Source organism: Burkholderia sp. 9777_1386 (genome assembly GCF_015712265.1).
In the GTDB taxonomy this organism is placed as follows: domain Bacteria; phylum Pseudomonadota; class Gammaproteobacteria; order Burkholderiales; family Burkholderiaceae; genus Burkholderia; species Burkholderia cenocepacia.
In genome coordinates this window covers 12,837-39,625 of record NZ_JACCQB010000061.1, presented here as the reverse complement: position 1 = coordinate 39,625, position 26,789 = coordinate 12,837, and the positions used below count along the sequence as shown (strand labels likewise).

The window sequence follows — 26,789 nt, the reverse complement described above, 5'->3', positions numbered from 1 at the left end:
CGGTGGCGGTGGCGGTGGCAACGGCGGCGGCGGCGGCGGCGGCAACGGCGGCGGCGGCAACGGCGGCGGCGGCGGTCACGGCGGCGGCAATGGCGGCGGCAACGGCGGCGGCAACGGCGGCGGTCACGGCGGCGGTCACGGCGGCGGCGGTCACGGCAATGGTGGCGGCAACGGCAATGGCAACGGCAGCGGCGGTGCCGGCAATGGCGGCGCCAACGGTGTCGGCAACGGCCGTGGCAATGGCGGCAATAGCGGCGGTGCCGGCGGAGGCAACGGCGGAAGCGGCGGCGCCAATGGCACCGGTGGCCACGGCAATGGCGGCGGCAACGGTAACGGCAATGGCAGTGGTGGCGCCGGCAATGGCGGGGCCAACGGCGTCGGCAACGGCCATGGCGCCGGCAACGGCGGCGGTCACGGCAACGGCGGATCGTCCGGCGGCAACCACTGACCCGACACGTTGCGCGGCCGACTCCGGTCAGAGCATCTCGAGCGCGCGCTTGCTGCGCGGCGGACGGAAATACGCGTCAAGCTGCGCGCGCTCGTCATTGCTCAACACGAAATCGAGCGCGGCGCGGTTGTCGCGCACGTGTTCGATCCGCGACGCCTTCGGAATCGCGAATACCCCCGGCTGCGCGAGCACCCATGCCAGGGCGACGCGCGTCACCGACACGCCGCGCAACCGTGCGATCTCGTCGAGCGGCGAGCGTTTCGGCAGCCGTCCGTGATCGACCGGGCTGTACGCCATCGCCGGTATCCGGTGGTCGGCCAGCCACGGCAGCAGGTCGAATTCCGGGCCGCGTCGCGCGATGTTGTAGAGAATCTGGTTGGTGGCGCATGCACCGCCGCCCGCCTCGTCGACGAGTTCGGCCATGTCGGCCGTATCGAAATTGCTGACGCCCCAGTGGCGGATCTTGCCCGCGCGCTGCAACGCGTCGAAACCCGCGACGGTTTCCTCGAGCGGCACCGACCCGCGCCAGTGCAGAAGGTACAGGTCGACGCGATCGGTGCGCAGGCGCTTGAGGCTCGCGTCGCACGCGGCGACGACGCCGCGCCGGCTCGCATGATGCGGATAGACCTTGCTGACGAGGAACACGTCGTCGCGCAGGCCCGCAAGCGCGTCGCCGACGAGTTCCTCGGTCGCGCCGTCGCCGTACATCTCGGCGGTATCGACCAGCGTCATCCCGAGTTCGATGCCTTCGCGCAACGCGGCAATCTCGTCCGCGCGCCGCGCCGGCCGCTCGCCCATTTCCCAGGTGCCCAGGCCCAGCTTCGGAATCGTCTCGCCGTTTGGCAAAACGACCGTGGCGATCGTGTCTGTCATCCGTTTCCTCGTTGCGGGTTCGTGGCCGCACACCGCGGCCGAAGCATCGAATACGACGCATCAGTGTAGTCAATCGGTGCGCCCCCGGCCTATTACACGGCAAAAACCGGCTATAACGGCGCGGCATGATGACTTAGAATGGCCGCAACCTGATCGATACCCATTGTATGAAGGCACCCACGGACGACCGCTGGCAGGACCTGCGCCCCGACCCCGACAACGATACGCCGCTCTACCTGCAGCTCGCCCGCAAGCTCGGCGATGCGATCCACGACAACCGCTGGACGGCCGGCGAAGCGCTGCCTTCCGAGCGTGTGTTGTCCGAAGCGCTCGGCGTGTCGCGCATCACCGCGCGCAAGGCGATCGCGCTACTCGTCGAGCAAGGCTTGATCCGCCGCACGCAAGGCGCGGGCAACTTCATCCAGCCGCGCTACGAGGATCCGCTGTCGCGACTGTCGAGCTTCAGCGAAATGCTCGAGCGCCGCGGCTTCAAGCCGAGTTCGCAGTGGCTCGCACGCGAAATCCAGCCCGCCAACCGCGACGAAGTGATCCAGCTCGGGCTGTCGCCGGCCGCATCGGTTACACGCCTGAAACGCCTGCGCCTCGCCGACGGCATCGTGATGGCCGTCGAGAACTCGACGTTCCCCGCGACGCTGATTCCCGATCCGCAGGCGATCGTCGGCTCGCTGTACAGCTATCTCGAAGCACGCGGCACGCCGATCGTGCGCGCGCTGCAGCATTTCCGCGCGGTCAACGCGACCGACGAGATCGCCGAGCAGATGGGCATCGCCCCGCACGACGCACTGCTGCTGATCACACGGATCGGCTATACGTCCGACCAGCGCGCGATCGAACTGACCGATACCTACTGCCGCAACGACTACTACGATTTCGTCGTCGAGCTGCGCAAGTAACGCGAGCCGCGCCAGCGGCCCTCACAACCAGCGCGCGTCGTCGGTGCCGAGCGGCACGGGCGGCCGCGCGAACGCCGGCGGCGTCGCCGACAACCACTCGGCCGGCCGCACGGTGTCGAGCACGCCGAACGGCGACGCGACGCGGTCGATCCGGTCGCGCACGTCGGCCAGCGCGAGATCGGGCGCCTGCAACCCGTCCGGCACGGCGCCGAACGACTGCAGCCAGCGCCCCGTCTGAGCGAGCGACATCCGCACGTGCCAACTGCCCCCTTCGCGCGCCCGCCGCGCGAGCGCGATCATCGCGCCGAACGCGGCGAGATACCCCGTTGCATGATCGAGCGCCTGGCACGGCAGATGGCGCGGCCCGCTCGCATGCGCGGCCTGCTGCTCCTGCCAGGCGATTCCGCTCGCCGATTGCACGAGGCTGTCGAACCCGCGCCGCTTCGCCCACGGCCCCGCGTGCCCGTACGCCGACACCGACACGTAGACGATGCCGGGCCGCCGCGCCGCCAGTGCCTGCGGCGTGAAGCCGCGCGCCGCGAGCGCGCCGGGCCGGTACGACTGCAGAAACACGTCCGTCTCGCGTGCCAGCGCGTGCAGCGTATCGACGCCCGCCGCGTCGCGCAGATCGATCCACGTCGAGCGCTTGCCGCGTCCGTTGTCGATCACGAGCGGCGCGATGTTGGGCAGGTGCGGACCGTTGACGAGCAGCGTCTGCGCGCCGTGCGACGCCAGCGTGCGGCCCGCGACCGGCCCAGCGATGATGCGCGTGAGATCGAGCACGCGCACGCCGGCCAGCGGCCGATCGGCCTCGCCGCGGCCGATCGGCTCGGCCGGCGCGTCGCCGATCCGCTCGATCTCGAACAGCGGCAGCGACGCGATCGCGCGCGCCTGCTCGTGCGCCGCCCATTCGTCAGGGGTTCTGATCAATGCCGCGCACAGACCGGCGTCGGCCAGCGCGGTATCGAGTGCCGCGCCGTCCCACGTACGGATCGCCGCGGCGACGTCGGGCGGCTGCGGGCCGCAGCCGAGCACGTCGAGGATGCCGCGCAGGTGATGCGGGAAATTCGCGTGCAGTTGAATCCATCGTCCGTCGCCCGTCTCGAAGAAACCGGTCACCGGATGACGCAACTCCGGCGGCGGCCCGTCGTCCACGCGCAGGTAGCGCTCGCTGCGAAACGCGACGAGCGCGTCGCGCACCGACACGTCGACCGATTGCGCGATGCCCGTGCGCAGCCGATGACATTCGGCTGCCGCGAGCCCGGCCGCGGCGATCGTCGCGGCGGCGAGCGTGCCGACATGAAACGTCGACGGCAACGCCGGGTCCTGCCCGGTCACGGTCGTGCGGGCCAGCGCGTCGGGTTCGCCGTCTGCGAGTTGCCATAGATGCGTCAATGCGCGTTCGGGTGTCATGGTCATGGTGAAGAGGATGCCGTCGAGGAGACGGAATCGAGTCTAGAATTCGCGACAGCCGCGATCAATCTTGATTGCGCGAATCAATACATAACGAATAGTTGTAGCGGGCCCGCGCTTCATGCGCGCCGCCAGGAGCAACCGGCATGACATCCCTCAGTGCGCAGGAAGCCGCCGGCATGCTCGGCGTCAGCGTGAGCACCCTTTACGCGTACGTGAGCCGCGGCCTGCTGCGCTCGCTGCCCGACGGCGCGACCAAGCGCCGCCGCTACGACGCCAACGAAGTGCGCCTGCTCGCGCGCCGCCGCGCCGATGCGAAACGCGCGGGCGGTGTCGCCGAACGTTCGCTCGACTGGGGCGTGCCGGTGCTGGAATCGCGGATCACGCAGATCGCCGACGGCCGCCTGCGCTACCGCGGCGCCGATGCGATCGCGCTGGCCGGTGCAGCGACCCTCGAAGAAACGGCCGCGCGGCTCTGGGACTGTCCGCCCGCGCGGCTGGCCGCCACGTCGCTCGCGTCGACCGGTTTCGACGCGGCGCAGTGGGACGACTGGGCGCGTCGCTGGGCGCACCTCGCCCCGCTCGAACGCGCGCTGGTGCTGCTGCCGGCCGCCGCCGCGTCGCTGCCGCGCCTGTGGGCGCAGGGGCGCGACGCCCAGCTCGATGCCGCGGCGCTGCTGCTGCGCGTCGCGACGGCCGCACTCGCCGGCATCGCGCCGGGCGACGCGCCCGTGCACCGCCAGCTCGCGTCCGCGTGGCGCGTGCGGCGGCGCAATGACGCCGACCTGCTGCGGCGCGCGCTCGTGCTGTGCGCCGATCACGAACTGAATCCGTCGACCTTCGCGGTGCGCTGCATCGCGTCGACCGGCAGCCACCTGTTCGGCGCGATCTCGGGCGGGCTCGCGGCGCTGTCGGGGCCGCGCCACGGCGGCGAGACGTTCCGCGCCGGCACGCTGCTCGACGAAGCGGCCCGCGCCGCCGATCTCGATCGCTACCTCGCGCTGCGGCTGGCGCACGACGAACGCGCGGACGGCGGCCGCACGGCCCTGTCCGGCTTCGCGCACCCGCTGTATCCCGACGGCGACCCGCGCGCGCGGGCGCTGCTCGATGCACTGCACGCGACGGTGCCCGAGCGGCCGGCGCTGCGCATGGCGCGCGCGCTCGCCGCACGCGTCGAAGCGGCGACGGGCCTGCGGCCGACGATCGATTTCGCGCTCGCGGTGCTGGAGCGCACGCTCGCGCTGCCCGACGGCGCGGCGTTCACGCTGTTCGCGGCCGGCCGCACGGCCGGCTGGATCGCGCATGCGCTCGAACAGTACGCGGACGGAAAGCTGATCCGACCGCGGGCCCGCTACGTCGGCAGCGATGCGGCCGGGTGACGCCGGCCGTCGCGCCACGCGGCGAACGGGCGCCACCATGCAGGCGCGGTGCGCACGGCCGACACCGCGAGCGGGCCGAACGCGAACGTCGCGCCGCGCGGCCCGGCGCTGACCCACGCATGGGTGCCGGGCAGCAAGGTCAGCGACGCACCGGCGCCCAGCCAGTGATCGTCTGGCCGGCCCTCGACGGTCACCCACACGTCGCCTTCGGCCACCTCAAGCAGCGTGCGATCGACGATCCGCCACCGTCCGGCCGGCTCGTCGCCGTCCATCACGTAAAGTCGCAGTTCGCGCATGGCAGCCTCCTGGTCACACGGGTTCGATCACACCAGTATTTCGGACGGCGGCGGTACACGGACAGATACGGCCGCAGACGCTTTTGACCGAACTGTACTGGCCGCCCGACGAGGACAGGCCTCCGGCGGCCGGGCCGGCCGAGGTCGCGCCGAATCGGGTCGGGTCGTCGAGGCCACATGAGTGCCGCCCGAACCTGCACAGCGCGGCGGCTTTCCCTACAATGTCGGCTGTCCCGCGCCACCGCCCCGCCGTCATGTTCCAACGCCCGCCTGCCGCCGCTCCCGGCGAAAAGAACCTCACCGTGATGCTCTGGCTCGTTGCGACGGGCTTCTTCATGCAGACGCTCGACGCGACGATCGTCAACACGGCGCTGCCGTCGATGGCCGCGAGCCTCGGCGAATCGCCGTTGCGGATGCAATCGGTCGTGATCGCGTACTCGCTGACGATGGCGGTGATGATCCCCGTGTCGGGCTGGCTTGCCGATACGTTCGGCACGCGGCGGGTGTTCTTCAGCGCGATCCTGGTGTTCTCGCTCGGCTCGCTGCTGTGCGCGAACGCCCATACGCTGACGCAACTGGTCGCCTTCCGCATCGTGCAGGGCGTCGGCGGCGCGATGCTGCTGCCGGTCGGGCGGCTCGCGGTGCTGCGCACGTTCCCGGCCGAACGCTACCTGCCCGCGCTGTCGTTCGTCGCGATTCCGGGCCTGATCGGCCCGCTGATCGGGCCGACGCTCGGCGGCTGGCTCGTGAAGATCGCGTCGTGGCACTGGATCTTCCTGATCAACGTGCCGGTCGGCGTCGCGGGCTGCATCGCGACCTTCTATTCGATGCCCGATTCGCGCAACCCGGCCGCCGGCCGCTTCGACCTGAAAGGCTATCTGCTGCTGACGATCGGCATGGTCGCGATTTCGCTGTCGCTCGACGGGCTCGCCGATCTCGGCATGCAACACGCGGCGGTGCTGGTGCTGCTGATCCTGAGTCTCGCGTGCTTCGTCGCGTACGGACTGTACGCGGTGCGCGCGCCGCAGCCGATCTTCTCGCTCGAGCTGTTCAAGATCCACACGTTCAGCGTCGGGCTGCTCGGCAACCTGTTCGCGCGGATCGGCAGCGGCGCGATGCCGTACCTGATCCCGCTGCTGCTGCAGGTGAGCCTCGGCTACTCGGCGTTCGAGGCCGGGCTGATGATGCTGCCGGTCGCGGCGGCCGGCATGTTCTCGAAGCGGATCATCACGCGCCTGATCACGCGGCACGGCTACCGCAAGGTGCTGCTCGCGAACACGATCATGGTCGGCGTGATGATGGCGAGCTTCGCGCTGATGCGCGACACGGTGCCGGTGTGGGTGAAGGTCGTGCATCTCGCGCTGTTCGGCGGGTTCAACTCGATGCAGTTCACCGCGATGAACACGCTGACGCTGAAGGATCTCGGCACCGGCGGCGCGAGCAGCGGCAACAGCCTGTTCTCGCTCGTGCAGATGCTGTCGATGAGCCTCGGCGTCACGGTCGCCGGCGCGCTGCTCGCGACGTTCACCGGCATGCTGCGCACCGTGACGCCGAGCAACACGCTGCCGGCGTTCCATGCGACGTTCGTCTGCGTCGGGATCATCACGGCCGCGTCCGCGTGGATCTTCGCGCAGCTCGCACCCGAGATCCGCAGCACCGCGCGCAAGACCGATCCGTCCGAGCGCGCGTGAGCGCGGCGCGCGCCGAATCGGGCCGGCGCGCACCATCGCGGTGCAACGCGACCCGGCCGCGTGCGCGTGCCAAGCGCGACGGGCGGCCGCACGCAGCGCGCAGCCGTGCATGCTTCTTGCTCGCCTATTCTGTAGGTAAACTGGCAGTCTCCCTTCGGCCGACATCATGAGCATGATCGAAATCGATCCCCCTGGCTTTCAGCCGCCCCGCCCCGTCGCCGGCGACGACGGGAACCGGCGCACCGTGCTGTACGGCGGCTACACCGTGTTCAGCGTGTTCCAGCCCGTGTTCTCGGTGTCGCACCGGCGCGCGATCGGCTATCACGCGTCGCTGCGCGCGCACGACGAGGAAAGCCGCCAGGTGGCGTCGCACGAGGTGTTCACGCAGGCGGCGCGGCGCGGCGACCTGCTCGAGCTCGGCCGGCTCGCCGAATCGTTGCATCTCGGCAACTTCCACGCGTTCGACAGCCACGACGAATGGCTCTTCCTGAGCCTGCATCCGGCCGCGCTGATGGACACCATCTACGGCGACGCGCTGCTCGCGAACCTGAAGGCGCTCGGGCTGCCGCCGCACCGCGTGGTGCTCGAGGTGCCCGAACAGGCCGGCGGCGAGACGCCGCGCTATGCGGCGATCATCGACGGGCTGCGCAAGGCCGGCTTCCTGATCGCGCTCGTCGGGTTCGGCGCGAAGCATTCGAACGTCGATCGCGTGTGGCACCTGCATCCGGACATCGTCACGCTCGACCGCGGCATCCTCGCGCAGGCGAGCGAGCACTCGCATCTCGAACGCGTGCTGCCGGGGCTCGTGTCGCTGCTGCACGAATCCGGCCAGCTCGTGCTGATGGGCGGGCTCGCGACCGAACGCGACGCGCTGATCGCGCTCGAATGCGACGTCGATTTCGTGCAGGGCCAGTACTTCGCGGGGCCGAGCGTCGATCCCGTACAGCCGCAGGCCGCCGCGGGCTGCATGGACACGCTGTCGGCCGCGCTGCGGCTGCGCGTCGCGCAGCGCGAGCGCACGCAGGCGGAACGGCTCGCGCCGTACGTCGCCGCGCTCGAGGAAGCGAGCCGCCGGCTCGGCGCGGGCGAGTCGCTCGTCGATGCGGCCGCCGCCGTGCTCGGGCTGCCCGAGACCGCGCGCTGCTTCCTGCTCGACGCATCGGGCCGCCAGATCGGCGACAACGTGCTCGCGCGCGGCAGCGTATCGCAACGCGCGAAGCGTTTCCGGCCGCTGCTGCATTCCGAAGGCGCGAGCTGGGAACGCCGCCCGTACTTCATCGATGCGATGCGCGCGCCGGGCGGCGTGCATCTGACGGCGCCCTACCTGTCGATCAACGAGGCCCACCTGTGCGTGACCGCGTCGATCGCCGCACCGGCCGCGACGGGCATGCAGGTGCTCTGCGTCGACATCAACTGGGAAGCGGCCCTCAGCCGCGAGTAACTGCGCCGGCGCGGCGCGCTCACGCGTCGCCGCCCGCCTTGCGCACGATCAGCCGGTGCACGCGCTTGCCGGACGACGCACTGACCACCTCGTGTTCGTCGATCACATGCACGCCGGCGCCCAGCGCCGCATGCATCCGCGCCGAATCGAGCGGCGTATAGAGGCGGCCGCGCTCGTCGCGCAACATGCCGCTTCCGGCCACCCGCCAGCTCAGGTACAACGTGCCGCCCGGCATCAGCAGATCAGCCAGCCGCGCGGCAGCCGCCGCGGCGTCCGCCTGTTCGAGATGCATGACGACGGTTTCGCACAGCACGTTGCGAAACGCGCCGGACGGCACGCCGGCCAGCGCCGGCAGCGCGGCCAGTTCGAACGTCAGACCGCGATGGCGCCGCCGCGCCTCGTCGAGCAGCGCGGCGCTCGCGTCGTAGCCGCGCACGTCGAAGCCGCGCGACGCGAGCCAGGCCGTGTCGCGCCCCGCGCCGCATCCGACGTCGGCGGTCAGCCCCGGCGAGAAATGCTGTTCGAGCAGCGCATACATGTCGTCGGGCGCGGCCTGGTCGAGCCAGTCCTGCGCGTATTGCGCGGCATGCGCGTCGTAGGCATCGAGGGTCGGGCGATCCACCATGACGATTGCTCCGCAAAGGCGTCGGATGACGCACTCCGCATCTTAGTCGTTGCGCTCGGCCCGCGCCGCCGCATGGTTCGACGCCGAGAGCACCGCCAGCCTACGCGGCCGGCACATGGCCCGCATGCGGCGCCTGCGCGGCGAGGTCGGCCCACAGCGCATCGCCGCGCCACGCCGGACGCACCGCCGCACGTTCCGCGTCGTGGACGAGCGCGCACAGCCGCGCATTGACCGGCGCCGGCGCACCGAAGCGCCCGGCCAGCCGCACGATTTCGCCGTTGATCCACTCGACTTCCGTCGCGCGGTGCGCGGCGAGATCGTCGGACATCGACGACCGCGCCAGCGGATCGATCGCGAGCATGCGGCCGCCGACCACGCGAAACGCCGCATCCGGCAGGTCGAGCACGGCCGGGATCCACGCGGCCGGCAGCGGCGTCAACCGCGCGGGCCGGATCGCGGCCCGCGCCAGCCAGTGCAGCGCCTCGCGCTGGGCCAAGGCGACGCAGCGCCGGTACGTGCGTTGGGCAAGTTCGTCGCGCAGCGGCACATTCGCGAGCGCATTGACCGCGTTGTTCAGGTTGAGCAGGAGCTTCGCCCACTGCACGGCACGCATGTCGCGATGCAGCACGAGCGGCAGCCCGGCGCGCGCGAACGGGCCAATGAACGGCTGCAGCGCGGCCGACGCGTCGGTCGCCAATGTGCCGGCCGAACCCTGGTGAAACGCGCCGGGACCGCGCTCGATCACGTTGAACGGCACCATGCCGGCCAGCACCGTCGCTTGCGGGAGCGCGTCGCGCAGCACGTCTGCGTTGTGCAGGCCGTTCTGGAAGCTGATCACGATCGTGCCGGGCCGCAGCACGCCGGCCAGTTGCGCGGCGGCCTCGCGCGTGGCCGCCGACTTCACCGCGACGAATACGAGCCGTGCGTCGGCCGCGGCGGCCGGCTCGGTGGCGAATCCGACATCGGCCGGCGCAAGCGCGGCGCGATAACCGCGCCGATCGGTCAACGTGAGCCCGTGCAGCTGAATCGCGTCGCCGATCCGCGCGCGGCCGACGAGCGTCACGTGCGCGCCGGCCGCCGCGAGACGGCCGCCGAGATAGCAGCCGACCGCGCCCGCGCCAAACACGCAGACCGGCCCGGCCGGCGCATCAGACATGCGAATGCGCGCCGCCATGCACCGGGCCGGCGCGCCGCTCGACTTCGCGGCGCACGTCGGCGCGCAGCCCCGCGAAAAACGCGACCTCGGCGACGACGAACAGCGGCCCGACGACCAGGCCGACCAGATCGTCGACGAACGCGGGCTTGCGGCCTTCGAACCAGTGCCCGACGAACTGCACGATCCAGCCGACGACGAACGCGCCGATGCCGATCGCGAGCCATTGCGCGGTCGGCAACGGCGCCAGCGACTGCGCGGCCCACAGGCCGAGCGCGAGCAGCACGGTCATCACGATCCCGAACCGCAGGTCGAGACGCAGGTAGAACAGCGCCGACACGACGGCGAGCAGCAGCGCCGGCGACAGCGCGATGTCGGCCAGCATCCCGAGCGCCGGCCGCGACAGCAGCACCTCGACCGCGAACACGATCATCGGGATGCCGACCAGATGCGTCGCGATGTTGCGCGCGTCGCGATGGTAGGCCGCATACTGGGAAAGATGGTCTTCGAGGGTCTTCATGGCGTCTCCTGATCGGTCATCGAGCGCTATGATGCGCGTCACGCCCGAGAACCTCTGTCAGCTACCCGACATCGCGTGCCCATGCCTTCTTCGCTCGCCCCGTACCTGCCGCAGATCGAAGCGAACCCGTGGTTCGCCGGGCTGCCGCCCGCGCTGCGCGCCGACCTGATCGCCCGCGCGACGCTGCGCCGCCTGCCGTCCGGCCATGCGCTGTTCCGGCGCGGCGACCCGCCGTGCGGGCTGTACGCGGTACTGGCCGGTTCACTCACGATAGGCGCGGTCGATCCGCACGGCAAGGAAGCGCTGCTGACGGTGGCGGAGCCCGTCACGTGGTTCGGCGAGATCGCGTTGTTCGACGGCCAGCCGCGCACGCACGACGCCGTCGCGCTCGACGACACGCTGCTGCTGCACGTGCCGCAGGCTGCACTGCTCGCGATCCTCGATGCGACGCCGCAATACTGGCGGCAGTTCGCGCTGCTGATGGCGCAAAAGCTGCGCCTGAGCTTCCTGACGGTCGAATCGATGAGCGTGATGCCGGCCGCGCAGCGGCTCGCCGCGCGGCTGTTGATGATCGCCGAGGGCTACGGCGGCATCAGCGCCGGGCGCACGCACATCCGGCTGTCGCAGGAAACGCTCGCGTCGATGCTGTCGCTGACGCGGCAGACCACCAACCAGTTGCTGAAGGCGCTGCAGGCCGACGGCGTCGTGCGGCTGCACGTCGGCGAGATCGAGCTCGTCGACATCGATGCGTTGCGGCGCGCGAGCGGCCTCGGCGACGGCCCGTACTGAACCCCGCACAACGGCCCCGACCGGCCGCTACGCGCTGCCCCGCGGCCGCCGAGTTGCGCTATCGTGGCGGCTCGTTCCGTCCGCCGCGCGCACCGCCTTGAACACGTCGACCCTCCCCGCCCCCGCCCGTCATCCGTGGCCCGTCTTCATCGCGTTCCTGCGGCTCGGTCTCACGTCGTTCGGCGGGCCGGTCGCGCATCTCGGCTACTTTCGCGCGGAATTCGTCACGCGGCGCGGCTGGCTCACGGAGCGCACCTATGCCGATCTGGTCGGGCTGTGCCAGTTCCTGCCGGGGCCGGCGAGCAGCCAGGTCGGGATGGCGATCGGGCTCGCGCGCGCCGGCTACGCCGGCATGTTCGCCGCGTGGCTCGGTTTCACGCTGCCGTCGGCGCTGCTGATGATGCTGTTCGCGCTCGGCGTTCACGCGACGGGCGCACCGATCGAAGCCGGCGCGCTGCACGGGCTGCGCATCGTGTCGGTCGCGGTGATCGCGCAAGCCGTGTGGGGCATGGCGCGCACGCTGTGCCCGGATGCGCGGCGCGTCACGCTGATGGCCGCGGCCGCGTGCGTCGCGCTGCTCGCGCCGGCCGCGTGGACGCAGATCGCGGTGATCGTCGTGGCTGGCGCGGCCGGTCTCGTGCTGCTGCCGCAACCGGCGCGCGACGCGCACGAACCGTTGCCGCTGCACGTGTCGCCCCGCGCGGGCGTGCTGTGGCTTGCGCTGTTCGCGGCGCTGCTCGTCGCGCTGCCGTTCGCGGCCCGCGCGCTGCGCTCCGATACGCTCGCCGTCGTCGATGCGTTCTTCCGCACGGGCGCGCTCGTGTTCGGCGGCGGCCATGTGGTGCTGCCGCTGCTGCAGGCGGCCGTGGTCGCGCCCGGCTGGGTCGGCGATTCGGCTTTCCTGGCCGGGTATGGGGTCGCGCAGGCCGTGCCGGGGCCGCTGTTCACGTTCTCGGCGTTCCTCGGTGCGTCGCTGCGCGATGCGCCGAACGGCTGGCTCGGCGGCACGATCGCGCTCGTGTCGATCTTCGCGCCGTCGTTCCTGCTGATCGCCGGCACCGCGCCATTCTGGGAACGCCTGCGCCGCAGCGCGCACATGCAGGCCGCGCTCGCCGGCGTGAACGCGGCCGTCGTCGGGCTGCTGCTCGCCGCGCTCTATCACCCGGTCTGGACCGACACGATCGTCGCGCCGCGCGACCTGGCCGCCGCGCTGGTCGCGTTCGTCGCACTGGTGTTCTGGCGCGTGCCGCCATGGGCCGTGGTGATCGCGAGCGCCACGTTCGGCTGGGTGCTGGGCATGGCCGGCTGATCCGGCCGATTCGACGCGTTCAGGGCGAGACACAAAAAACAAAAAGCCCTCGAAACGAGGGCTTTTTCTCGATGCCGCGCGCCGTGGCGGCGCGCAGGCGGCGGACTTACGCGAAGTTCTTCGCTGCGAAGTCCCAGTTCACGATGTTCCAGAACGCCTCGACGAACTTCGGACGGGCGTTGCGGTAGTCGATGTAGTACGCGTGTTCCCACACGTCGATCGTCAGCAGTGCCTTGTCGGCGGTCGTCAGCGGCGTGGCGGCGTTGCTCGTCGACACGATGTCGAGCGAACCGTCGGCCTTCTTCACGAGCCATGCCCAGCCCGAACCGAACGTGCCGACCGCGGCCTTCGTGAACGCTTCCTTGAATGCGTCGTACGAACCCCACTTCGCGTTGATCGCGTCGCCCAGCGCGCCCGTCGGTGCGCCGCCGCCGTTCGGCGACAGGCTGTTCCAGAAGAACGTGTGGTTCCAGATTTGCGCGGCGTTGTTGAAGATGCCGCCCGACGACTTCTTCACGATCTCTTCCAGCGGCAGGTTTTCGAATTCCGTGCCCGGGATCAGATTGTTCAGGTTCGTCACATAAGCCTGATGGTGCTTGCCGTAGTGGTACTCGATCGTCTCTTTCGAGATGGTCGGCGCGAGTGCGTCTTCAGCGTACGGGAGCGGCGGGAGCGTATGAGCCATGGCGATTCCTTCGTTGAGTATGTAGGGAGGCTGTGTTGGATGCTGCCGAGCGTCCGATTGTAGGCGAGGACGAATAACCCCGCAAACTCACGGGCCATTTATCCGCGGTATGCGGAAAAGCGATGCTGGCGCAACGTCCGGCAGGACGAACCCGACGATGCGCAGCATCCGTGCCCGCCCGCGTCGCGTTCGTTGCGACGATCGCCGCGTGTCGCTCGCGCCGGTTACGTCAGATCGTATCGGTCAGCCGCGGCTGCACGTCGGCGAGCGACACGTCGGCCGAGCCTTCGGCGAGATGCACGGTCAGGCGCCGCTGCGGCTTCAGCGCGTTCGGCGCGCGCACCGCGCGGCCCGTCTGCGCATCGATCAGCGCCGCATAGCCGCGCTCGAGCGTGCGCTGCGGGCTCAGCACCTCGAGCCGCGCCGCACAGGCCGACACACGCGCCGTGTCGCGTTCGTGACGGCGCTGCAACGCACTGGCCAGACGTTGCGACAGCCCCGCGAGCGCATGGCGCGCCTGTGACGCATCGGGCCGCGCGCGCTGCCAGCGCAGTTGCGCGAGCGCGAAACGCGCGCGTGCATCGCGAACCGGCCGCGACGCCGCCGACGCCAGCCGCGCCGCGAGCTGCTCGACGTGCGTGCGTTGCCGCTGCAGCCGCTCGGCCGGGCTCACGAGCCGGCGTGCAAGCCAGTCGAGCTGCTGCGCGCGCTGTTCGAGTCGGCGCGCCATGCCGCGCGCGAGCGCACGCTGGCGCTCGTCGACCTCGCGCAGCAGCAGCGCGCGTTGCGGGCTCGCGAGTTCGGCCGCGCCGGTCGGCGTCGGCGCGCGCAGGTCGGCCGCGAAGTCCGCGATCGTGAAATCGGTTTCGTGGCCGACACCGCTGACGACCGGCAGCTCGCTCGCCGCGATCGCGCGCGCCAGCGCTTCGTCGTTGAACGACCACAGATCCTCGATCGAGCCGCCGCCGCGACACACCAGCAGCACGTCGACCTCGCGCCGCGCATTCGCGGTCGCGACGGCCGCGACGAGCTTCTCGGCGGAACCGGCGCCCTGCACGGGGGCCGGATAGACGATCACCGGAATGTGCGGCGCGCGCCGGGCGAGCGTGGTGAGCACGTCGCGCAGCGCGGCGGCCTGCAGCGACGTGACGATGCCGATCGCGCGCGGGTGGGGCGGCAACGGCCGCTTGCGCTCGGGGGCGAACAGACCCTCGGCTTCGAGCTGCGCCTTCAGCCGTAGGAACGCCTCGTACAGGCGCCCCTGCCCGGTGCGTCGCACGGCTTCGACGTTGAGCTGCACTTCGCCGCGCGGCTCGTACATCGTGACGACCGCGCGCACTTCGATGCGGTCGCCTTCGCGCGGCGTGAATTCGGCGTATTGCGCGCGGCCGCGGAACATCACGCAGCGCATCTGCGCCTGCTGGTCCTTGATCGAGAAATACCAGTGGCCGCTCGCGGCGCGCGTGAAATTCGATACTTCGCCCGAAATCCACAGCAGCGGAAACGAGCGCTCGAGCATCGTCGAAATCGCGCGATTGAGCGCCGAAACGGGAATCACTTCGTCGCCGCCGCGCGTGGCGCCGGGCGCGGAAAAAGGAGAGTCGGAAAGCATGGACGGTCGGATGAATGCTGGCGGCGTCACGATAGTCCGACACGCGTGCGGCGTCCAGCGCCGCCGCATTCGCCGCCACGCGCGGAAAGTGTCCACACTCTGGCATTCGTCCGCGTAAAACGCGCGGAAACCGCTAAAAAAACCAGACAATTCTTCGTAACACCTTGATTTTTATAGTTTTTTAAACCTTTCAAAATAATTCACATCCGATTCGATGCCCGCCGGGCGGGCGTTTGAGGCAATCGACCGGGGAGTTTTTCACAGAGTTATCCACAGGGCGCCACGATCCGGCCCCGGGCGCTGCGGCGGCCGGTCGCGCTTGCCGCGCCGGCGTGCGGCGCGCTAGAGTGCCGCCTTCCACGGACCCTGCGGCATGCGCCGCCCAACGGAGAATCCGCCTTGACGAATCCGTCCCTCGCCGCGGCGCACGACGCGCCGCGCCCGGCCCGATGAGCGCGCCCGGCGGCCCGCTCGCGCGACTCGAAGCGCGCCTGACACGCGAATGGCAGCGCCGCGGCGCGCTCGCGTGGGCGCTCACGCCGTTCGCCTGCGTGTTCGGCCTGTGCGCGGCGCTGCGGCGCACCGCTTACGCGCAAGGCTGGAAGCAGCCGGTCGACGTCGGCGTGCCGGTCGTCGTGGTCGGCAACGTGACCGTCGGCGGCACCGGCAAGACGCCGACCGTGATCGCGCTCGTCGACGCGCTGCGCGCGGCCGGCTTCACGCCCGGCGTCGTGTCGCGCGGCTATGGCGCGAACGTGAAGGCGCCGACCGCCGTCACGCCGGCGTCGCGCGCGGGCGCGGCCGGCGACGAACCGCTGCTGATCGCGCGCCGCACCGGCGCGCCCGTGTGGGTGTGCCCCGATCGCGTCGCGGCCGCGCAGGCGCTGCGCGCCGCGCATCCGGACGTCGACGTGATCGTCAGCGACGACGGCCTGCAGCACTACCGCCTCGCGCGCACCGTCGAGCTCGTCGTATTCGACCACCGGCTCGGCGGCAACGGTTTCCTGCTGCCGGCCGGCCCGCTGCGCGAGCCGCTGTCGCGGCACCGCGACGCGACGCTCGTCAACGACCCGTACAGCGGCGCGCTGCCGCCCTGGCCCGACACCTACGCGCTCGCGCTGACGCCGGGCGCCGCGTGGCACCTCGACCAGCCCGCGCTGCGCCGCCCGCTGTCGCAATTCGCGAACGAACGCGTGCTCGCCGCGGCCGGCATCGGCGCGCCGGAGCGCTTCTTCGCGACGCTGCGCGCGGCCGGTCTCGCGCCGGCGACCCGCGCGCTGCCGGACCATTACGCGTTCGCGGACAATCCGTTCGTCGACGATGCCGTCGATGCGATCCTGATCACCGAGAAGGATGCAGTAAAATTGGGCGCTTCCTGGCGCGACGCCCGACTGTGGGTGGTCCCCGTCGAAGCCGCGCTCGACCCTCGCCTCATTGCCCTCGTTGTGGAGAAACTCCGTGGACGCTCGCCTGCTTGAAATCATTGTGTGCCCTATCTGCAAAGGCCCGCTCCACTACGACCGTGCCGCGCAGGAGCTGATCTGCAACGCGGACAAGCTCGCCTACCCGATCCGCGACGGCATCCCCGTGATGCTGGTCGACGAAGCGCGCCAGACCGTCGAAGGCACGCCGGTCGACCCGGCCGGCCGCTGAACCGCCGCGCCGCTCGCCCGGCGCACCGAATCGACACAGGCGGCCCGGCCCCGGCCGGGTCGCCGCACTTCGCCGGGCGACCGGCTTCCGGCGTCGCCCGCCCCGTCCTTCTCAACGCTCCCCGATGACTCACCCGCAACCCTTCATCGCCGTCATTCCCGCCCGGCTCGCGTCGACGCGGCTCCCGAACAAGCCGCTCGCCGATCTCGGCGGCAAGCCGATGGTCGTGCGTGTCGCCGAGCGCGCGCGCGAAGCGGGCGCGCAACAGGTGCTCGTCGCATCCGACGCGCAGAGCGTGCTCGACGCGGCGCGCGATCACGGCTTCGAGGCGGTGCTCACGCGCGCCGATCATCCGTCCGGCACCGACCGGCTCGCGGAAGTCGCGGCGGCCTTCGGCTGGCGCGACGACACCGTGGTCGTCAACGTGCAGGGCGACGAGCCGCTGATCGACCCCGTGCTCGTGCGCGACGTAGCGTCGCACCTCGCCGCGCATCCGGCGTGCGCGATCGCGACCGCGGCGCACCCGATCCACGACGCGGCCGACGTGTTCAACCCGAACGTCGTGAAGGTCGCGCTCGACGCGCAGAGCGTCGCGCTGTACTTCTCGCGCGCGCCGATTCCGTGGAGCCGCGATGCATACCAGCCGCACTGGCCCGACGTCGCGGCCATGCCGGCGCCGGCCTTCCCGGTCTACCGGCACATCGGCCTCTATGCGTATCGCGCGCGTTTCCTGCGCACCTATCCGTCGCTCGCGCAGGCGCCGATCGAACAGGCCGAGCAGCTCGAACAGCTGCGCGCGCTGTGGCACGGCGAGCGCATCGCGGTGCTGATCACCGAGTCCGCGCCCGAAGCCGGCATCGACACGCCGGCCGACCTCGCGCGCGTGCAGGCCCTTTTTCAGCCGGGTTCAAAATAACCCGTGGCATAATCAGGCGATTGTGCGAGCCGTCCGCGACCAGCGCGTCCTCGCTTGACCCCGCCCGTGGCCCTGCCGGCAGCCGCGCGTCGCCCAAGCCGACGCGTCGCATCAGACCGGTCCGCCGCGCGCCGGGCAAGCCCCGCGCCCGCCGTCGCCGACGCCTTTGTGTCTCGCCACACGAATCTACATACTTGGAGATATCACCATGCGTTTGATCCTGTTGGGCGCGCCCGGCGCGGGAAAGGGCACCCAGGCAAACTTCATCAAGGAAAAATTCGGCATCCCGCAAATCTCGACGGGCGACATGCTGCGCGCAGCCGTGAAGGCCGGCACGCCGCTCGGCGTCGAGGCGAAGGGCTACATGGATGCCGGCAAGCTCGTGCCGGACGCGCTGATCATCGGCCTCGTCAAGGAGCGCCTGAAGGAATCCGACTGCGCGAACGGCTATCTGTTCGACGGTTTCCCGCGCACGATCGCGCAGGCTGACGCGATGAAGGAAGCCGGCGTCGCGATCGACTACGTGCTCGAGATCGACGTCCCGTTCTCGGAAATCATCGAGCGCATGAGCGGCCGTCGCACGCACCCGGCATCGGGCCGTACGTACCACGTCAAGTTCAACCCGCCGAAGGTCGAAGGTCACGACGACGTGACGGGCGAACCGCTGATCCAGCGCGACGACGACAAGGAAGAAACTGTCAAAAAGCGTCTCGAAGTATACGAAGCGCAGACCAAGCCGCTGATCACGTACTACGGCGACTGGGCGCAGCGTGGCGAGGAAAACGGTCTGAAGGCGCCGCAGTATCGCAAGATCTCGGGCCTCGGCACCGTCGACGAAATCCGCGAGCGCGCGTTCGACGCACTGAAGTAAGCAGCGCGTCGCGCACCCGCAAGCCGCCCGTTCCGGGCGGCTTTTTTTTGCCTGTCGCGATTGGCACGATCGCGCGCGTGTCGCCGCCGCGCGGCGGCGCCCCGTACAATCGGTCGAACGCGTGGGTCGTGCGAGCGGCGCACCGGAGTTTCAGCCGATCGCTCGGGGTCGGGCACGCGCACGCGCAAGAAAAAACGCCCGCGATGCGGGCGTTTTTTTCGTGTGCCGGTGGACGTGCGCCGATGGCTCGGCTCACTCCTCGCCGTCGCGCTGCATCCGTTGCCGCAGTTCGCTCACCTGCGATTCGACGACGGTCGCATCGTCCGCATCCGGTCGCTCGCCGAGATACTGCTCGAGATCCTCGAGCGCGGGGCGCAGGTAGTCGAGCCGCGCATACGCGAAGCCGCGGTCGCGCACCTCGTCGAGCTGCTCGGGCAGCAGGATCACGAGCCGCTGCTGCACCGCGAGCAGCCGCTGCCAGCGTTCCGTCTGCAGATAGATCGTCTTCAGGTTGCGCAGCATCCGCGCGATGATCTCGCGGCTCGTCGCCGGCTGCAGCAGCGCGCGCAACGCGCTGTCGACCGCGCCGGCCGCACGCGCGACGTACGGCTCGAGCATCTCGACCATCTCGGCTTCGGACAGCGAATGGCCGTTGGTCGGATCGATGATCAGGTCACCGTCCGGCAGCGTCACGCGCAGCAGGAAATGGCCGGGGAACGATACGCCGCGCGCCGGTACGCCGATCTGCTCGGCGAGTTCCAGGTACAGCACCGACAGCGAGATCGGGATCCCGCGCCGCCGTTTCAGCACGGCGTTCAGGTGGCTGTTATCGGGGTCGTAGTAATCGTTGTGATTGCACGCGAAACCGAGCTCGCGGAAGAAGAAGTCGTTCAGCGCGGCGACGCGGCCCTTCAGGTCCGCATCGTCGGCGAGCCGCCGGCGCAGCCGCGCCGCCAGCATGTCGAGTTCGGCCAGCGTGCCCTGCAGGTCGAGGTCGGGATACGCGTCCTGCGCCAGCGACAGCGCGGCTTCCGTGACGGGCAGACTGTCGTCGTCCGCCACGAGCGTGCTGAAGTAGTCGAGGACGCGGGTCATTGCGGTCGTCACTTGGCGCGCCTTCTGAAGTAAGCGTATTTGAAACCCATCACCCACAACATACCGAAATATAGTGCAGCAAACAGCACGAGGCACGCGGCCATCAGCGCAATGCGATCGAGCGGCTGCGCGCGCATCCCGGTCCAGTCGAAATTGATCGCGCACCAGTGCATCAGGCCCGCGAGCACGAGCGCTGCGCCGACGAGCTGCACGAAAAAGCGCAGCCAGCCCGGCGACGGCTGGTAGATGCCGCGCTTGCGCAACCCGAGGAACAGCAGCAGCGAGTTCAGGCACGCACCGACGCCGATGCTCAGCGTGAGCCCCGCGTGGCCGATCAGCGGCACGAACACGTAGTTCGAGAGCTGCGTGACGATCAGCACGCCGATCGCGATCTTCACCGGCGTCTTGATGTCCTGCTTCGCATAGAAGCCCGGCGCGAGGATCTTGATCAGGATGATGCCGACGAGGCCGATTCCGTACGTCGCGAGCGCGCGCGCGACCATCGTGACGGTATGCGCGTCGAACTTGCCGTAGTTGAACAGCGTCGCGGTGAGCGGCGTCGCGAAGAAGAACAGCGCGAGCGCGCTCGGCGCCGCGAGCAGGAACGTGACGCGCAGCCCCCAGTCGAGCAGCGCCGAATATTCGTGCGAGTCGGCGTCGACGTGCGCCTTCGACAGGCTCGGCAGCAGGATCGTGCCGAGCGCGACGCCGAGCAGCGCCGTCGGGAACTCCATCAGGCGGTCGGCGTAATTGATCCACGACACCGCGCCCTGCCCGAGCCGCGACGCGATGTTGGTGTTGATGATCAGCGACAGTTGCGCGACGGACACCGCGAACGTCGCCGGCACCATCTTCGCGAGCACGCGCTTCACGCCCGGATGACGCAGCGCGCGCAGCGGATTCAGGCCGATCAGCGGCACCATGTCGACCTTCTTCAGGCCCGGCAGCTGCACGAGAAACTGCAGCACGCCGCCGACGATGACGGCCCACGCGAGCGCGTAGACCGGCACCTTCAGGTGCGGCGCGACGAACACGGCCGCGGCGATGAACGCGACGTTGAGCAGCACCGGCGCGAACGCGGGCAGCGAGAAGCTCTTGTACGTGTTCAGCACGCCCGACGCGAGCGTGGTCAGCGAAATGAACACGATGTACGGGAACATGATCCGCGTCATCGTGACCGCGAGCGGGAACGCCTGGCCGTCGCTGTGCAGGCCGGACGCGACCGCGAACACGACCCACGACGCGCCGGCGATCCCGACGACCGACAGCACGGCCAGCGCCCACGCGAGCACGGTGGACATCGCGTCGACGAGCGCCTTCGTCGCATCGTGCCCCTGCTGGTTCTTGAACTCGGCGAGGATCGGCACGAACGCCTGCGAGAACGCGCCTTCGGCAGACAGGCGGCGCAGCAGGTTCGGAATGCGGAAGGCGACGTAGAACGCGTCGGTGTATTGACTGGCGCCGAACGCACGGGCGATCAGCGTCTCGCGGGCCAGTCCGGTCACGCGCGACAGCAGCGTGAAGCCGCTGACCGTCAGCAGGGCTCGGAATAGATTCATGGGGCGCTTATTATACGGACGTTGCGCGACCCGGCCACCGGCCGATACCGAAAAGCGCGGCCGCCGCCGGCGCCCCGCCCGGCGGGCGTTAAGTCGAACTTGCCACTCGCTTGATTTTGTTGCTATAATCGCCGGTTTCTGGGCTCGTACATGCACGGCAACTGCCGTTTTCATGTCCCGGCCTCGGTTAAAATCACCGTTTTTTTATGCGCCCCTGGGCAATCGTTCTCAGGGGACGGATCGAAAAGCAGCGCTTGGCCGTCAGGCTCCAAGCTCTGGAAACAGGACAGGATAAGGAACCGTCATGGCTAACTCCGCACAAGCACGCAAGCGCGCCCGCCAGGCCGCGAAGGCAAACTCGCACAACTCGGCGCTGCGCTCGAAATTCCGTACCGCGATCAAGTCGGTTCGCAAGGCTGTTGAAGCCGGCGACCAGGCAAAGGCTGCCGAGCTGTTCAAGGCTGCCGTGAAGACGATCGACACGATCGCCGACAAGAAGATCGTTCACAAGAACAAGGCCGCTCGCAGCAAGAGCCGCCTGGCCGCAGCCGTCAAGGGTCTGCAGGCAGCAGCGTAAATCCGGTGCGCCCGCTCGCGCGGGCGTTCCTGTTTCCTGCGATCACGAAAAAGCCCGCCTAGGCGGGCTTTTTCGTTGCCGGTCGCTCGCGCATCACGCGCGGCGGCGACCTGTACGCGGGCGGGCACGGCACGCGCCCTCGCCCGCCGGCATCACTTCTTCGCGTTGTAGTCCGGCAGCTCGCACGCCTCGGTCACGACGAGGTTGTTGTCCTTCGCGAAATTCAGCACGAAATCGAAAGCCATCGGCTCGATGTCGCGCAACCGCGAATCGAGGATCACGCATTTCAGGTCGCCGAGCATCGTCGGACGCACGTACAGCGAATACTTGAGACGCGCGTTCGGCCCGCTCGCCCCCGGCCCGAAGCAGGCCATCACACCGGCCAGACGTTCCGACCAGTCGCTCGGGCGAAACTTTTTCCCGTCTTTCGTGATGCCCTGGATGAAAAATTCGGTCGGAGGGGTTTCAGCCATGTGGTTACCCAAGTGACGGCCCGGCGATGTCCAGGCAACGGCGCCTGGATACGCGAACACAAAGCTGGAGGGTCGGCGGCACAAGCTCATCGATATCCCGAAAACGGGGCGTCGAGGCGCGCCGCCGGTGGACTGCACCGGATGTGTGCAGCGCACGGCTTGTGTCCGGCAGAGCGCGAAAAGCCTTGCCTGCCGGGCTGGAGAAAACTTTCGAATTATACCGCAGCGCGCCATCGCGCGTCGTCCCGACGCCCGTCTTCCCGCACTGCGGATCGCGCGCGGCGATCCTGCCCCGCGTCGCTCCACGGCTCGTCAAAGCACAGAAAATCCTTTATGCTGCTTTGAGTTATCCACACCCGACGGCGGCGCCGTCCGGCCTCGCTGCCGGGTGAGACCCGCCGTATTTCGTTTCATGACCGCCAAAACCATTCGTCACTACCTGCAGTTCAAGGATTTCTCGCTGGAAGACTACGAGTACGTGCTCGAACGCACGGGTATCCTGAAGCGCAAGTTCAAGAACTACGAGACCTATCACCCGCTGCACGACCGCACGCTCGCGATGATCTTCGAGAAGAGCTCGACGCGCACGCGCCTGTCGTTCGAGGCCGGGATCTTCCAGCTCGGCGGTCACGCCGTCTTCATGAGCACGCGCGACACGCAGCTCGGCCGCGGCGAGCCCGTCGAGGATTCCGCGCAGGTCATCTCGCGAATGGTCGACATCATCATGATCCGCACGTTCGAGCAGGACGTGATCACGCGCTTCGCGCAGAACTCGCGCGTGCCGGTGATCAACGGCCTGACGAACGAATACCACCCGTGCCAGGTGCTCGCCGACATCTTCACGTACTACGAGCACCGCGGCCCGATCGCCGGCAAGACCGTCGCGTGGGTCGGCGACGCGAACAACATGCTCTACACGTGGATCGAAGCCGCGCAGATCCTCGGCTTCAAGCTGCGCCTGTCGACGCCGCCCGGCTACGCACTCGACATGAAGCTCGTGTCGCCCGACAGCGCGCCGTTCTACGAGGTGTTCGACGATCCGAACGAAGCGTGCAAGGGCGCCGATCTCGTGACGACCGACGTGTGGACGAGCATGGGCTTCGAGGCCGAGAACGAGGCGCGCAAGCAGGCATTCGCCGACTGGTGCGTCGACGAGGAAATGATGGGCCATGCGAATCCGGACGCCCTCTTCATGCACTGCCTGCCCGCGCACCGCGGCGAGGAAGTGACGGCCGGCGTGATCGACGGCCCGCAGAGCGTCGTGTGGGACGAAGCGGAAAACCGCCTGCACGTGCAGAAGGCGCTGATGGAGTTCCTGCTGCTCGGCCGCCTCAAGCACTGACGCGCCGCAACGCACACGCGTAAAAAAGCGCCGATCGACGATCGGCGCTTTTTGTTTGGGCGCGCCAAAACCGGCGCGCACTGCGTTACAGGCAGACCGGTTCCGCCTCCAGCTCGACACCGAACTGCGCGCGCACGTCGGCCTGGATCGCCCGCGCCAGCGCCAGCACATCGGCACCGGTGGCGCCGCCGCGATTGACGAGCACGAGCGCCTGGCGGTCGTGCACGGCCGCCGCCCCGAGCGCGCGCCCCTTCCAGCCGCAGCGGTCGATCAGCCAGCCGGCCGCGAGCTTCACGTGCCCGTCCGGCTGCAGATACGACACGACCTCCGGCACGCGGGCGCGCAGCGCATCGAACTGCGCGGCGTCGATCACCGGATTCTTGAAGAAACTGCCCGCATTGCCGAGCACCAGCGGATCGGGCAGCTTCGCGCGGCGGATCGCGACGACCGCATCGAACACGTCGCGCGGCGTCGCCGCCTCGGGCGTGATGCCGCGCGCGTCGAGCTCGCGTGTGACGTCCGCGTAGCCGAGCCGCGGCGTCCATTGCTTCGGCAGCCGGAACGTCACCGCGACGATCGCGAACCGGCCGCGCCCTTCCCGCTTGAAGAAGCTGTCGCGGTAGCCGAATGCGCAGCGCGCGGCGTCGAAGCGCTCGCGGCGCCCCGTCGCCAGCTCGACCGCGACCAGCGAATCGAAATACGCCTTCATCTCGAGGCCGTACGCGCCGATGTTCTGGATCGGCGCGGCGCCGACGGTGCCCGGGATCAGCGCGAGATTCTCGAGGCCCGGCATCCCGTGCTCGAGCGTCCACGCGACGAACGCGTGCCAGTTCTCGCCGCCGCCGGCCTCGACGTACCACGCGTCGTCGTCCTCGCGCAGGATGCGGCGGCCCGCGATCTCGTCGAGCAGCACGACGCCGTCGAAATCGCGCGTGAACACGATATTGCTGCCGCCGCCGAGCACGAGTTGCGGCAGGGTCGCGACCCGCGGGTCGCGATGCAGCGCCTCGAACTGCGCCGCCTGCGTGATGCGCGCGGCGAAGCGCGCGCGCGCGGCGATGCCGAACGTGTTGTGCGCGGCGAGCGGATGGTCGGGAAGCAGCGACAGGGCGGAATCGTCAGGGGGCATCGGCATTCGCGGTCACGTCCGCCCGGGCGGCGCATGGCCGGCCTTGGGCAAACGGAGGGGCATCGGTAAAATGGCAAACAGTCCGCAATTATAGCGAGTGCCCGCGCGCGAGCCGGGTGCCCGCATCTCAAGGGAGAATGCCATGCCATCGTTCGACGTCGTTTCCGAAGCGAACATGATCGAAGTGAAGAACGCCATCGAGCAGTCGAACAAGGAAATCTCGACGCGCTTCGACTTCAAGGGCTCCGACGCACGCGTCGAGCAGAAGGAACGCGAGCTGACGCTGTTCGCCGACGACGATTTCAAGCTCGGCCAGGTCAAGGACGTGCTGATCGGCAAGCTGGCCAAGCGCAACGTCGACGTGCGCTTCCTCGACTACGGCAAGGTCGAGAAGATCGGCGGCGACAAGGTCAAGCAGATCGTCACCGTGAAGAAAGGCGTGACGGGCGACCTCGCGAAAAAGATCGTGCGCCTCGTGAAGGACAGCAAGATCAAGGTGCAGGCGAGCATCCAGGGCGACGCGGTGCGCATCTCGGGCACGAAGCGCGACGACCTGCAGAGCACGATCGCGATGCTGCGCAAGGACGTGACCGACACGCCGCTCGACTTCAACAACTTCCGCGACTGAGCGGCCGCCGGCCCGTCGCGTCATCCGGCCGGGCCCCGCACACGCGGCGCGCCCGGCGCCGCGCGTTCTCAGGCCTTCCCGCCGTCCGCGGCCGCCTTCTTCTTGTCGCCGATCCGGCTCTCCTGCCCCGCGAGCAGCTTCGAAATGTTGCCGCGGTGACGCCACACGAGCAGCACGCTCATCGCGAGCACGGCCCACGCGACCGGGTTATGGCCCGGCGTGCCGAACAGGAACACGTCGAACACCGGCGCGAACACGGCCGCCACCAGCGCCGCGAGCGACGAATAGCGGAAGAAGAACGCGACGATCAGCCAGGTCAGCGCGGTCGCGAGCCCGAGCACCGGGTGCACGGCGAGCAGCACGCCGGCCGCGGTCGCCACGCCCTTGCCGCCCTGGAAGCGGAAGAACACCGGGTACAGGTGGCCGAGGAACACGGCGATCGCGACCCACGCGACCGCGACGTCGGGCAGGCCGAAGTGACGGGCGAGCCAGACGGCGATCCAGCCCTTGAACGCGTCGCCGACGAGCGTCAGGATCGCGGCCTTCTTGTTGCCGCTGCGCAGCACGTTGGTCGCGCCGGGATTCTTGGATCCGTACGAACGCGGGTCGGCCAGGCCCATCACGGAACTGACGACGACGGCGAACGACACCGAACCGATCAGGTAGGCAACGAGGGCGGCGAGCAGGATCTGCATGCGGAGGACTCTTCTTTCAACGTATCGGGAAAGGGATGGCCGTGCGCGGCAAGCCGGCAGGCCGAAACGGCGCCCATTCTACCGAACGGGCGCGGCGTGCCACGAAGGTGAAACCCTCAGTCGACGCTCGCGCACTGCACGGGCCGCGCGCCGAGCAGCGACGTGAGCACCGCCGGCGCGAGGCTGACCAGGTAGCCGCGCCGGCCGCCGTTCAGGTAGATCGTCGGCAGGTCGAGGATCGTCGCCTCGACGTAGACGGGCATCGTCTTGCGCGTGCCGAACGGCGACGTGCCGCCGACGAGATAGCCCGAATGGCGATTCGCGACCTCGGGCTTGCACGGCTCGACCCGCTTCGCGCCGATCTGCCGCGCGAGATTCTTGGTCGACACCGTGCGGTCGCCGTGCATCAGCACGATCAGCGGCTTCGCGTGTTCGTCTTCCATCACGAGCGTCTTCACGACGCTGTGCTCGTCGACGCCGAGCTGGCGCGCCGATTCGCCGGTACCGCCGTGCTCGACGTATTCGTACGGATGCTCGCCGAATGCGACGCCATGACGGCGCAGCAGTTGGGTCGCGGGGGTTTCGGACACGTGTCTGGATTTGCTCATGGCGGCATTTTAATGGCGAACGATCGACGCTCGCGCAATCGCGTGCCGGCGCCGACGGTATACTCGCGGCCCGTTTTCCGCCGGCCCGCCGCATC

At 69.3% G+C, this 26,789-nt stretch carries 28 protein-coding genes; 14 read left to right on the top strand and 14 right to left on the bottom strand.

Going from position 1 to position 26,789, the window contains the following annotated elements; all coding sequences use genetic code 11:
- Window positions 1-448: hypothetical protein (locus tag H0X91_RS30075; protein ID WP_196433598.1), on the top strand; the 448-nt coding region annotated here is incomplete at its 5' end.
- Window positions 449-475: 27 nt separating this feature from the next.
- Here H0X91_RS30075 and H0X91_RS30070 read toward each other — a convergent pair.
- On the bottom strand, window positions 476-1,321 hold the full coding sequence (locus H0X91_RS30070) for an aldo/keto reductase (RefSeq protein ID WP_077055740.1): 846 nt from the start codon (window positions 1,319-1,321) through the stop codon (window positions 476-478).
- A gap of 167 nt (window positions 1,322-1,488) precedes the next feature.
- On the opposite strand from H0X91_RS30070, the gene H0X91_RS30065 reads away from it, so the two are divergent.
- Window positions 1,489-2,235 (top strand): GntR family transcriptional regulator, encoded by a 747-nt coding sequence (locus H0X91_RS30065; protein WP_006489667.1) that lies wholly within the window; start codon window positions 1,489-1,491, stop codon window positions 2,233-2,235.
- Between the two features lie 21 nt (window positions 2,236-2,256).
- Here the strand turns inward: H0X91_RS30065 and H0X91_RS30060 are convergent, their stop codons facing one another.
- Window positions 2,257-3,648, bottom strand: a complete 1,392-nt coding sequence (locus H0X91_RS30060; protein ID WP_196433599.1) for a CoA transferase — start codon at window positions 3,646-3,648, stop codon at window positions 2,257-2,259.
- A gap of 146 nt (window positions 3,649-3,794) precedes the next feature.
- Here H0X91_RS30060 and H0X91_RS30055 point away from each other — a divergent pair, with 146 nt between their 5' ends.
- Window positions 3,795-5,027: a citrate/2-methylcitrate synthase gene (locus H0X91_RS30055; protein ID WP_077055741.1), complete on the top strand. Its 1,233-nt coding sequence runs from the start codon at window positions 3,795-3,797 to the stop codon at window positions 5,025-5,027.
- On the opposite strand, the gene H0X91_RS30050 is transcribed toward H0X91_RS30055, so the two are convergent.
- Window positions 5,000-5,323, bottom strand: coding sequence for a DUF2917 domain-containing protein (locus H0X91_RS30050; protein ID WP_006491803.1), 324 nt, complete (start codon window positions 5,321-5,323; stop codon window positions 5,000-5,002). The two genes, H0X91_RS30055 and H0X91_RS30050, sit on opposite strands and share 28 nt — an antisense overlap.
- 254 nt (window positions 5,324-5,577) lie before the next feature.
- Between H0X91_RS30050 and mdtD the strand changes: the two genes are divergently transcribed.
- Both mdtD and H0X91_RS30040 read left to right on the top strand, forming a co-directional pair.
- On the top strand, window positions 5,578-7,014 hold the full coding sequence (gene mdtD, locus H0X91_RS30045; RefSeq protein WP_006490788.1) for a multidrug transporter subunit MdtD: 1,437 nt from the start codon (window positions 5,578-5,580) through the stop codon (window positions 7,012-7,014).
- A gap of 166 nt (window positions 7,015-7,180) precedes the next feature.
- Entirely contained in the window at window positions 7,181-8,455 is a 1,275-nt protein-coding gene (locus H0X91_RS30040) for an EAL domain-containing protein (protein ID WP_006496463.1), read from the top strand.
- Between the two features lie 19 nt (window positions 8,456-8,474).
- Here H0X91_RS30040 and H0X91_RS30035 read toward each other — a convergent pair whose 3' ends face one another.
- The 3 genes from H0X91_RS30035 to H0X91_RS30025 all read right to left on the bottom strand — a co-directional run bounded on the left by H0X91_RS30035 (window position 8,475) and on the right by H0X91_RS30025 (window position 10,753).
- Entirely contained in the window at window positions 8,475-9,080 is a 606-nt protein-coding gene (locus H0X91_RS30035; RefSeq protein WP_006496464.1) for a class I SAM-dependent methyltransferase, read from the bottom strand.
- Window positions 9,081-9,180: 100 nt separating this feature from the next.
- On the bottom strand, window positions 9,181-10,236 hold the full coding sequence (locus H0X91_RS30030; protein WP_062884754.1) for a 2-dehydropantoate 2-reductase: 1,056 nt from the start codon (window positions 10,234-10,236) through the stop codon (window positions 9,181-9,183).
- Window positions 10,229-10,753 carry an Mpo1 family 2-hydroxy fatty acid dioxygenase gene (locus H0X91_RS30025; protein ID WP_062911212.1) on the bottom strand — a complete coding sequence of 175 codons (525 nt, stop codon included), beginning with the start codon at window positions 10,751-10,753 and terminating at the stop codon, window positions 10,229-10,231. Before H0X91_RS30025 ends, H0X91_RS30030 begins: the two co-directional genes overlap by 8 nt.
- 81 nt (window positions 10,754-10,834) lie before the next feature.
- Between H0X91_RS30025 and H0X91_RS30020 the strand changes: the two genes are divergently transcribed.
- Window positions 10,835-11,542 carry a Crp/Fnr family transcriptional regulator gene (locus tag H0X91_RS30020; RefSeq protein ID WP_006491070.1) on the top strand — a complete coding sequence of 236 codons (708 nt, stop codon included), beginning with the start codon at window positions 10,835-10,837 and terminating at the stop codon, window positions 11,540-11,542.
- Window positions 11,543-11,639: 97 nt separating this feature from the next.
- The gene (chrA, locus tag H0X91_RS30015; protein WP_034201435.1) at window positions 11,640-12,851 is read left to right on the top strand and encodes a chromate efflux transporter; all 1,212 of its coding nucleotides are present in this window, start codon (window positions 11,640-11,642) and stop codon (window positions 12,849-12,851) included.
- Window positions 12,852-12,957: 106 nt separating this feature from the next.
- Here the strand turns inward: chrA and sodB are convergent, their stop codons facing one another.
- A complete protein-coding gene (gene sodB, locus H0X91_RS30010) occupies window positions 12,958-13,536 on the bottom strand; it encodes a superoxide dismutase [Fe] (RefSeq protein WP_006489396.1) in 579 nt (192 codons plus the stop codon).
- Between the two features lie 229 nt (window positions 13,537-13,765).
- Entirely contained in the window at window positions 13,766-15,148 is a 1,383-nt protein-coding gene (gene xseA / locus H0X91_RS30005) for an exodeoxyribonuclease VII large subunit (RefSeq protein WP_058901755.1), read from the bottom strand.
- A gap of 449 nt (window positions 15,149-15,597) precedes the next feature.
- Here xseA and lpxK point away from each other — a divergent pair, with 449 nt between their 5' ends.
- From lpxK to adk, 4 genes are all read left to right on the top strand, one after another.
- Window positions 15,598-16,626, top strand: coding sequence for a tetraacyldisaccharide 4'-kinase (gene lpxK / locus H0X91_RS30000; protein ID WP_027812762.1), 1,029 nt, complete (start codon window positions 15,598-15,600; stop codon window positions 16,624-16,626).
- Window positions 16,607-16,801, top strand: coding sequence for a Trm112 family protein (locus H0X91_RS29995; RefSeq protein WP_006482216.1), 195 nt, complete (start codon window positions 16,607-16,609; stop codon window positions 16,799-16,801). The genes lpxK and H0X91_RS29995 overlap by 20 nt, the downstream gene beginning before the upstream one ends.
- 124 nt (window positions 16,802-16,925) lie before the next feature.
- Window positions 16,926-17,717 (top strand): 3-deoxy-manno-octulosonate cytidylyltransferase, encoded by a 792-nt coding sequence (gene kdsB / locus H0X91_RS29990; protein WP_006482208.1) that lies wholly within the window; start codon window positions 16,926-16,928, stop codon window positions 17,715-17,717.
- A gap of 208 nt (window positions 17,718-17,925) precedes the next feature.
- Window positions 17,926-18,588 carry an adenylate kinase gene (gene adk, locus H0X91_RS29985; protein WP_006482212.1) on the top strand — a complete coding sequence of 221 codons (663 nt, stop codon included), beginning with the start codon at window positions 17,926-17,928 and terminating at the stop codon, window positions 18,586-18,588.
- Window positions 18,589-18,840: 252 nt separating this feature from the next.
- Here the strand turns inward: adk and H0X91_RS29980 are convergent, their stop codons facing one another.
- Both H0X91_RS29980 and murJ read right to left on the bottom strand, forming a co-directional pair.
- Complete coding sequence (locus H0X91_RS29980; RefSeq protein WP_012492832.1) at window positions 18,841-19,683, bottom strand: SirB1 family protein; 843 nt, start codon at window positions 19,681-19,683, stop codon at window positions 18,841-18,843.
- A gap of 8 nt (window positions 19,684-19,691) precedes the next feature.
- Window positions 19,692-21,242 (bottom strand): murein biosynthesis integral membrane protein MurJ, encoded by a 1,551-nt coding sequence (gene murJ / locus H0X91_RS29975; RefSeq protein WP_006482209.1) that lies wholly within the window; start codon window positions 21,240-21,242, stop codon window positions 19,692-19,694.
- A 304-nt stretch (window positions 21,243-21,546) separates the two neighbouring features.
- On the opposite strand from murJ, the gene rpsT reads away from it, so the two are divergent.
- Window positions 21,547-21,819, top strand: a complete 273-nt coding sequence (gene rpsT, locus H0X91_RS29970) for a 30S ribosomal protein S20 (RefSeq protein ID WP_006482211.1) — start codon at window positions 21,547-21,549, stop codon at window positions 21,817-21,819.
- A 152-nt stretch (window positions 21,820-21,971) separates the two neighbouring features.
- Here the strand turns inward: rpsT and H0X91_RS29965 are convergent, their stop codons facing one another.
- Window positions 21,972-22,292, bottom strand: a complete 321-nt coding sequence (locus H0X91_RS29965; RefSeq protein ID WP_006482210.1) for a DUF3579 domain-containing protein — start codon at window positions 22,290-22,292, stop codon at window positions 21,972-21,974.
- Between the two features lie 412 nt (window positions 22,293-22,704).
- Here H0X91_RS29965 and argF point away from each other — a divergent pair, with 412 nt between their 5' ends.
- A complete protein-coding gene (argF, locus tag H0X91_RS29960; protein ID WP_006482207.1) occupies window positions 22,705-23,634 on the top strand; it encodes an ornithine carbamoyltransferase in 930 nt (309 codons plus the stop codon).
- Between the two features lie 85 nt (window positions 23,635-23,719).
- Here the strand turns inward: argF and murB are convergent, their stop codons facing one another.
- Complete coding sequence (murB, locus tag H0X91_RS29955; protein WP_196433597.1) at window positions 23,720-24,769, bottom strand: UDP-N-acetylmuramate dehydrogenase; 1,050 nt, start codon at window positions 24,767-24,769, stop codon at window positions 23,720-23,722.
- Window positions 24,770-24,905: 136 nt separating this feature from the next.
- Here murB and H0X91_RS29950 point away from each other — a divergent pair, with 136 nt between their 5' ends.
- Window positions 24,906-25,391, top strand: a complete 486-nt coding sequence (locus H0X91_RS29950) for a YajQ family cyclic di-GMP-binding protein (protein WP_006482217.1) — start codon at window positions 24,906-24,908, stop codon at window positions 25,389-25,391.
- Window positions 25,392-25,459: 68 nt separating this feature from the next.
- On the opposite strand, the gene plsY is transcribed toward H0X91_RS29950, so the two are convergent.
- Window positions 25,460-26,086, bottom strand: coding sequence for a glycerol-3-phosphate 1-O-acyltransferase PlsY (gene plsY, locus H0X91_RS29945; RefSeq protein ID WP_048988975.1), 627 nt, complete (start codon window positions 26,084-26,086; stop codon window positions 25,460-25,462).
- Window positions 26,087-26,202: 116 nt separating this feature from the next.
- Window positions 26,203-26,694, bottom strand: coding sequence for a Cys-tRNA(Pro) deacylase (gene ybaK / locus H0X91_RS29940; protein ID WP_043205388.1), 492 nt, complete (start codon window positions 26,692-26,694; stop codon window positions 26,203-26,205).
- Window positions 26,695-26,789: the final 95 nt, after the last annotated feature.

What these genes read in the sequence shown, in the direction of transcription:
- H0X91_RS30050 (WP_006491803.1), bottom strand. Translation starts at nt 5,323, where the DNA reads ATGCGCGAACTGCGACTTTACGTGATGGACGGCGACGAGCCGGCCGGA.
- H0X91_RS30025 (WP_062911212.1), bottom strand. Translation starts at nt 10,753, where the DNA reads ATGAAGACCCTCGAAGACCATCTTTCCCAGTATGCGGCCTACCATCGC.
- mdtD (WP_006490788.1), top strand. Translation starts at nt 5,578, where the DNA reads ATGTTCCAACGCCCGCCTGCCGCCGCTCCCGGCGAAAAGAACCTCACC.
- H0X91_RS29950 (WP_006482217.1), top strand. Translation starts at nt 24,906, where the DNA reads ATGCCATCGTTCGACGTCGTTTCCGAAGCGAACATGATCGAAGTGAAG.
- adk (WP_006482212.1), top strand. Translation starts at nt 17,926, where the DNA reads ATGCGTTTGATCCTGTTGGGCGCGCCCGGCGCGGGAAAGGGCACCCAG.
- H0X91_RS29980 (WP_012492832.1), bottom strand. Translation starts at nt 19,683, where the DNA reads ATGACCCGCGTCCTCGACTACTTCAGCACGCTCGTGGCGGACGACGAC.
- H0X91_RS29965 (WP_006482210.1), bottom strand. Translation starts at nt 22,292, where the DNA reads ATGGCTGAAACCCCTCCGACCGAATTTTTCATCCAGGGCATCACGAAA.
- argF (WP_006482207.1), top strand. Translation starts at nt 22,705, where the DNA reads ATGACCGCCAAAACCATTCGTCACTACCTGCAGTTCAAGGATTTCTCG.
- H0X91_RS30030 (WP_062884754.1), bottom strand. Translation starts at nt 10,236, where the DNA reads ATGTCTGATGCGCCGGCCGGGCCGGTCTGCGTGTTTGGCGCGGGCGCG.
- H0X91_RS30040 (WP_006496463.1), top strand. Translation starts at nt 7,181, where the DNA reads ATGAGCATGATCGAAATCGATCCCCCTGGCTTTCAGCCGCCCCGCCCC.
- H0X91_RS30055 (WP_077055741.1), top strand. Translation starts at nt 3,795, where the DNA reads ATGACATCCCTCAGTGCGCAGGAAGCCGCCGGCATGCTCGGCGTCAGC.
- murB (WP_196433597.1), bottom strand. Translation starts at nt 24,769, where the DNA reads ATGCCGATGCCCCCTGACGATTCCGCCCTGTCGCTGCTTCCCGACCAT.
- lpxK (WP_027812762.1), top strand. Translation starts at nt 15,598, where the DNA reads ATGAGCGCGCCCGGCGGCCCGCTCGCGCGACTCGAAGCGCGCCTGACA.
- plsY (WP_048988975.1), bottom strand. Translation starts at nt 26,086, where the DNA reads ATGCAGATCCTGCTCGCCGCCCTCGTTGCCTACCTGATCGGTTCGGTG.
- murJ (WP_006482209.1), bottom strand. Translation starts at nt 21,242, where the DNA reads ATGAATCTATTCCGAGCCCTGCTGACGGTCAGCGGCTTCACGCTGCTG.
- ybaK (WP_043205388.1), bottom strand. Translation starts at nt 26,694, where the DNA reads ATGAGCAAATCCAGACACGTGTCCGAAACCCCCGCGACCCAACTGCTG.
- H0X91_RS30060 (WP_196433599.1), bottom strand. Translation starts at nt 3,648, where the DNA reads ATGACACCCGAACGCGCATTGACGCATCTATGGCAACTCGCAGACGGC.
- H0X91_RS30035 (WP_006496464.1), bottom strand. Translation starts at nt 9,080, where the DNA reads ATGGTGGATCGCCCGACCCTCGATGCCTACGACGCGCATGCCGCGCAA.
- H0X91_RS30020 (WP_006491070.1), top strand. Translation starts at nt 10,835, where the DNA reads ATGCCTTCTTCGCTCGCCCCGTACCTGCCGCAGATCGAAGCGAACCCG.
- xseA (WP_058901755.1), bottom strand. Translation starts at nt 15,148, where the DNA reads ATGCTTTCCGACTCTCCTTTTTCCGCGCCCGGCGCCACGCGCGGCGGC.
- kdsB (WP_006482208.1), top strand. Translation starts at nt 16,926, where the DNA reads ATGACTCACCCGCAACCCTTCATCGCCGTCATTCCCGCCCGGCTCGCG.
- rpsT (WP_006482211.1), top strand. Translation starts at nt 21,547, where the DNA reads ATGGCTAACTCCGCACAAGCACGCAAGCGCGCCCGCCAGGCCGCGAAG.
- H0X91_RS30065 (WP_006489667.1), top strand. Translation starts at nt 1,489, where the DNA reads ATGAAGGCACCCACGGACGACCGCTGGCAGGACCTGCGCCCCGACCCC.
- sodB (WP_006489396.1), bottom strand. Translation starts at nt 13,536, where the DNA reads ATGGCTCATACGCTCCCGCCGCTCCCGTACGCTGAAGACGCACTCGCG.
- H0X91_RS30070 (WP_077055740.1), bottom strand. Translation starts at nt 1,321, where the DNA reads ATGACAGACACGATCGCCACGGTCGTTTTGCCAAACGGCGAGACGATT.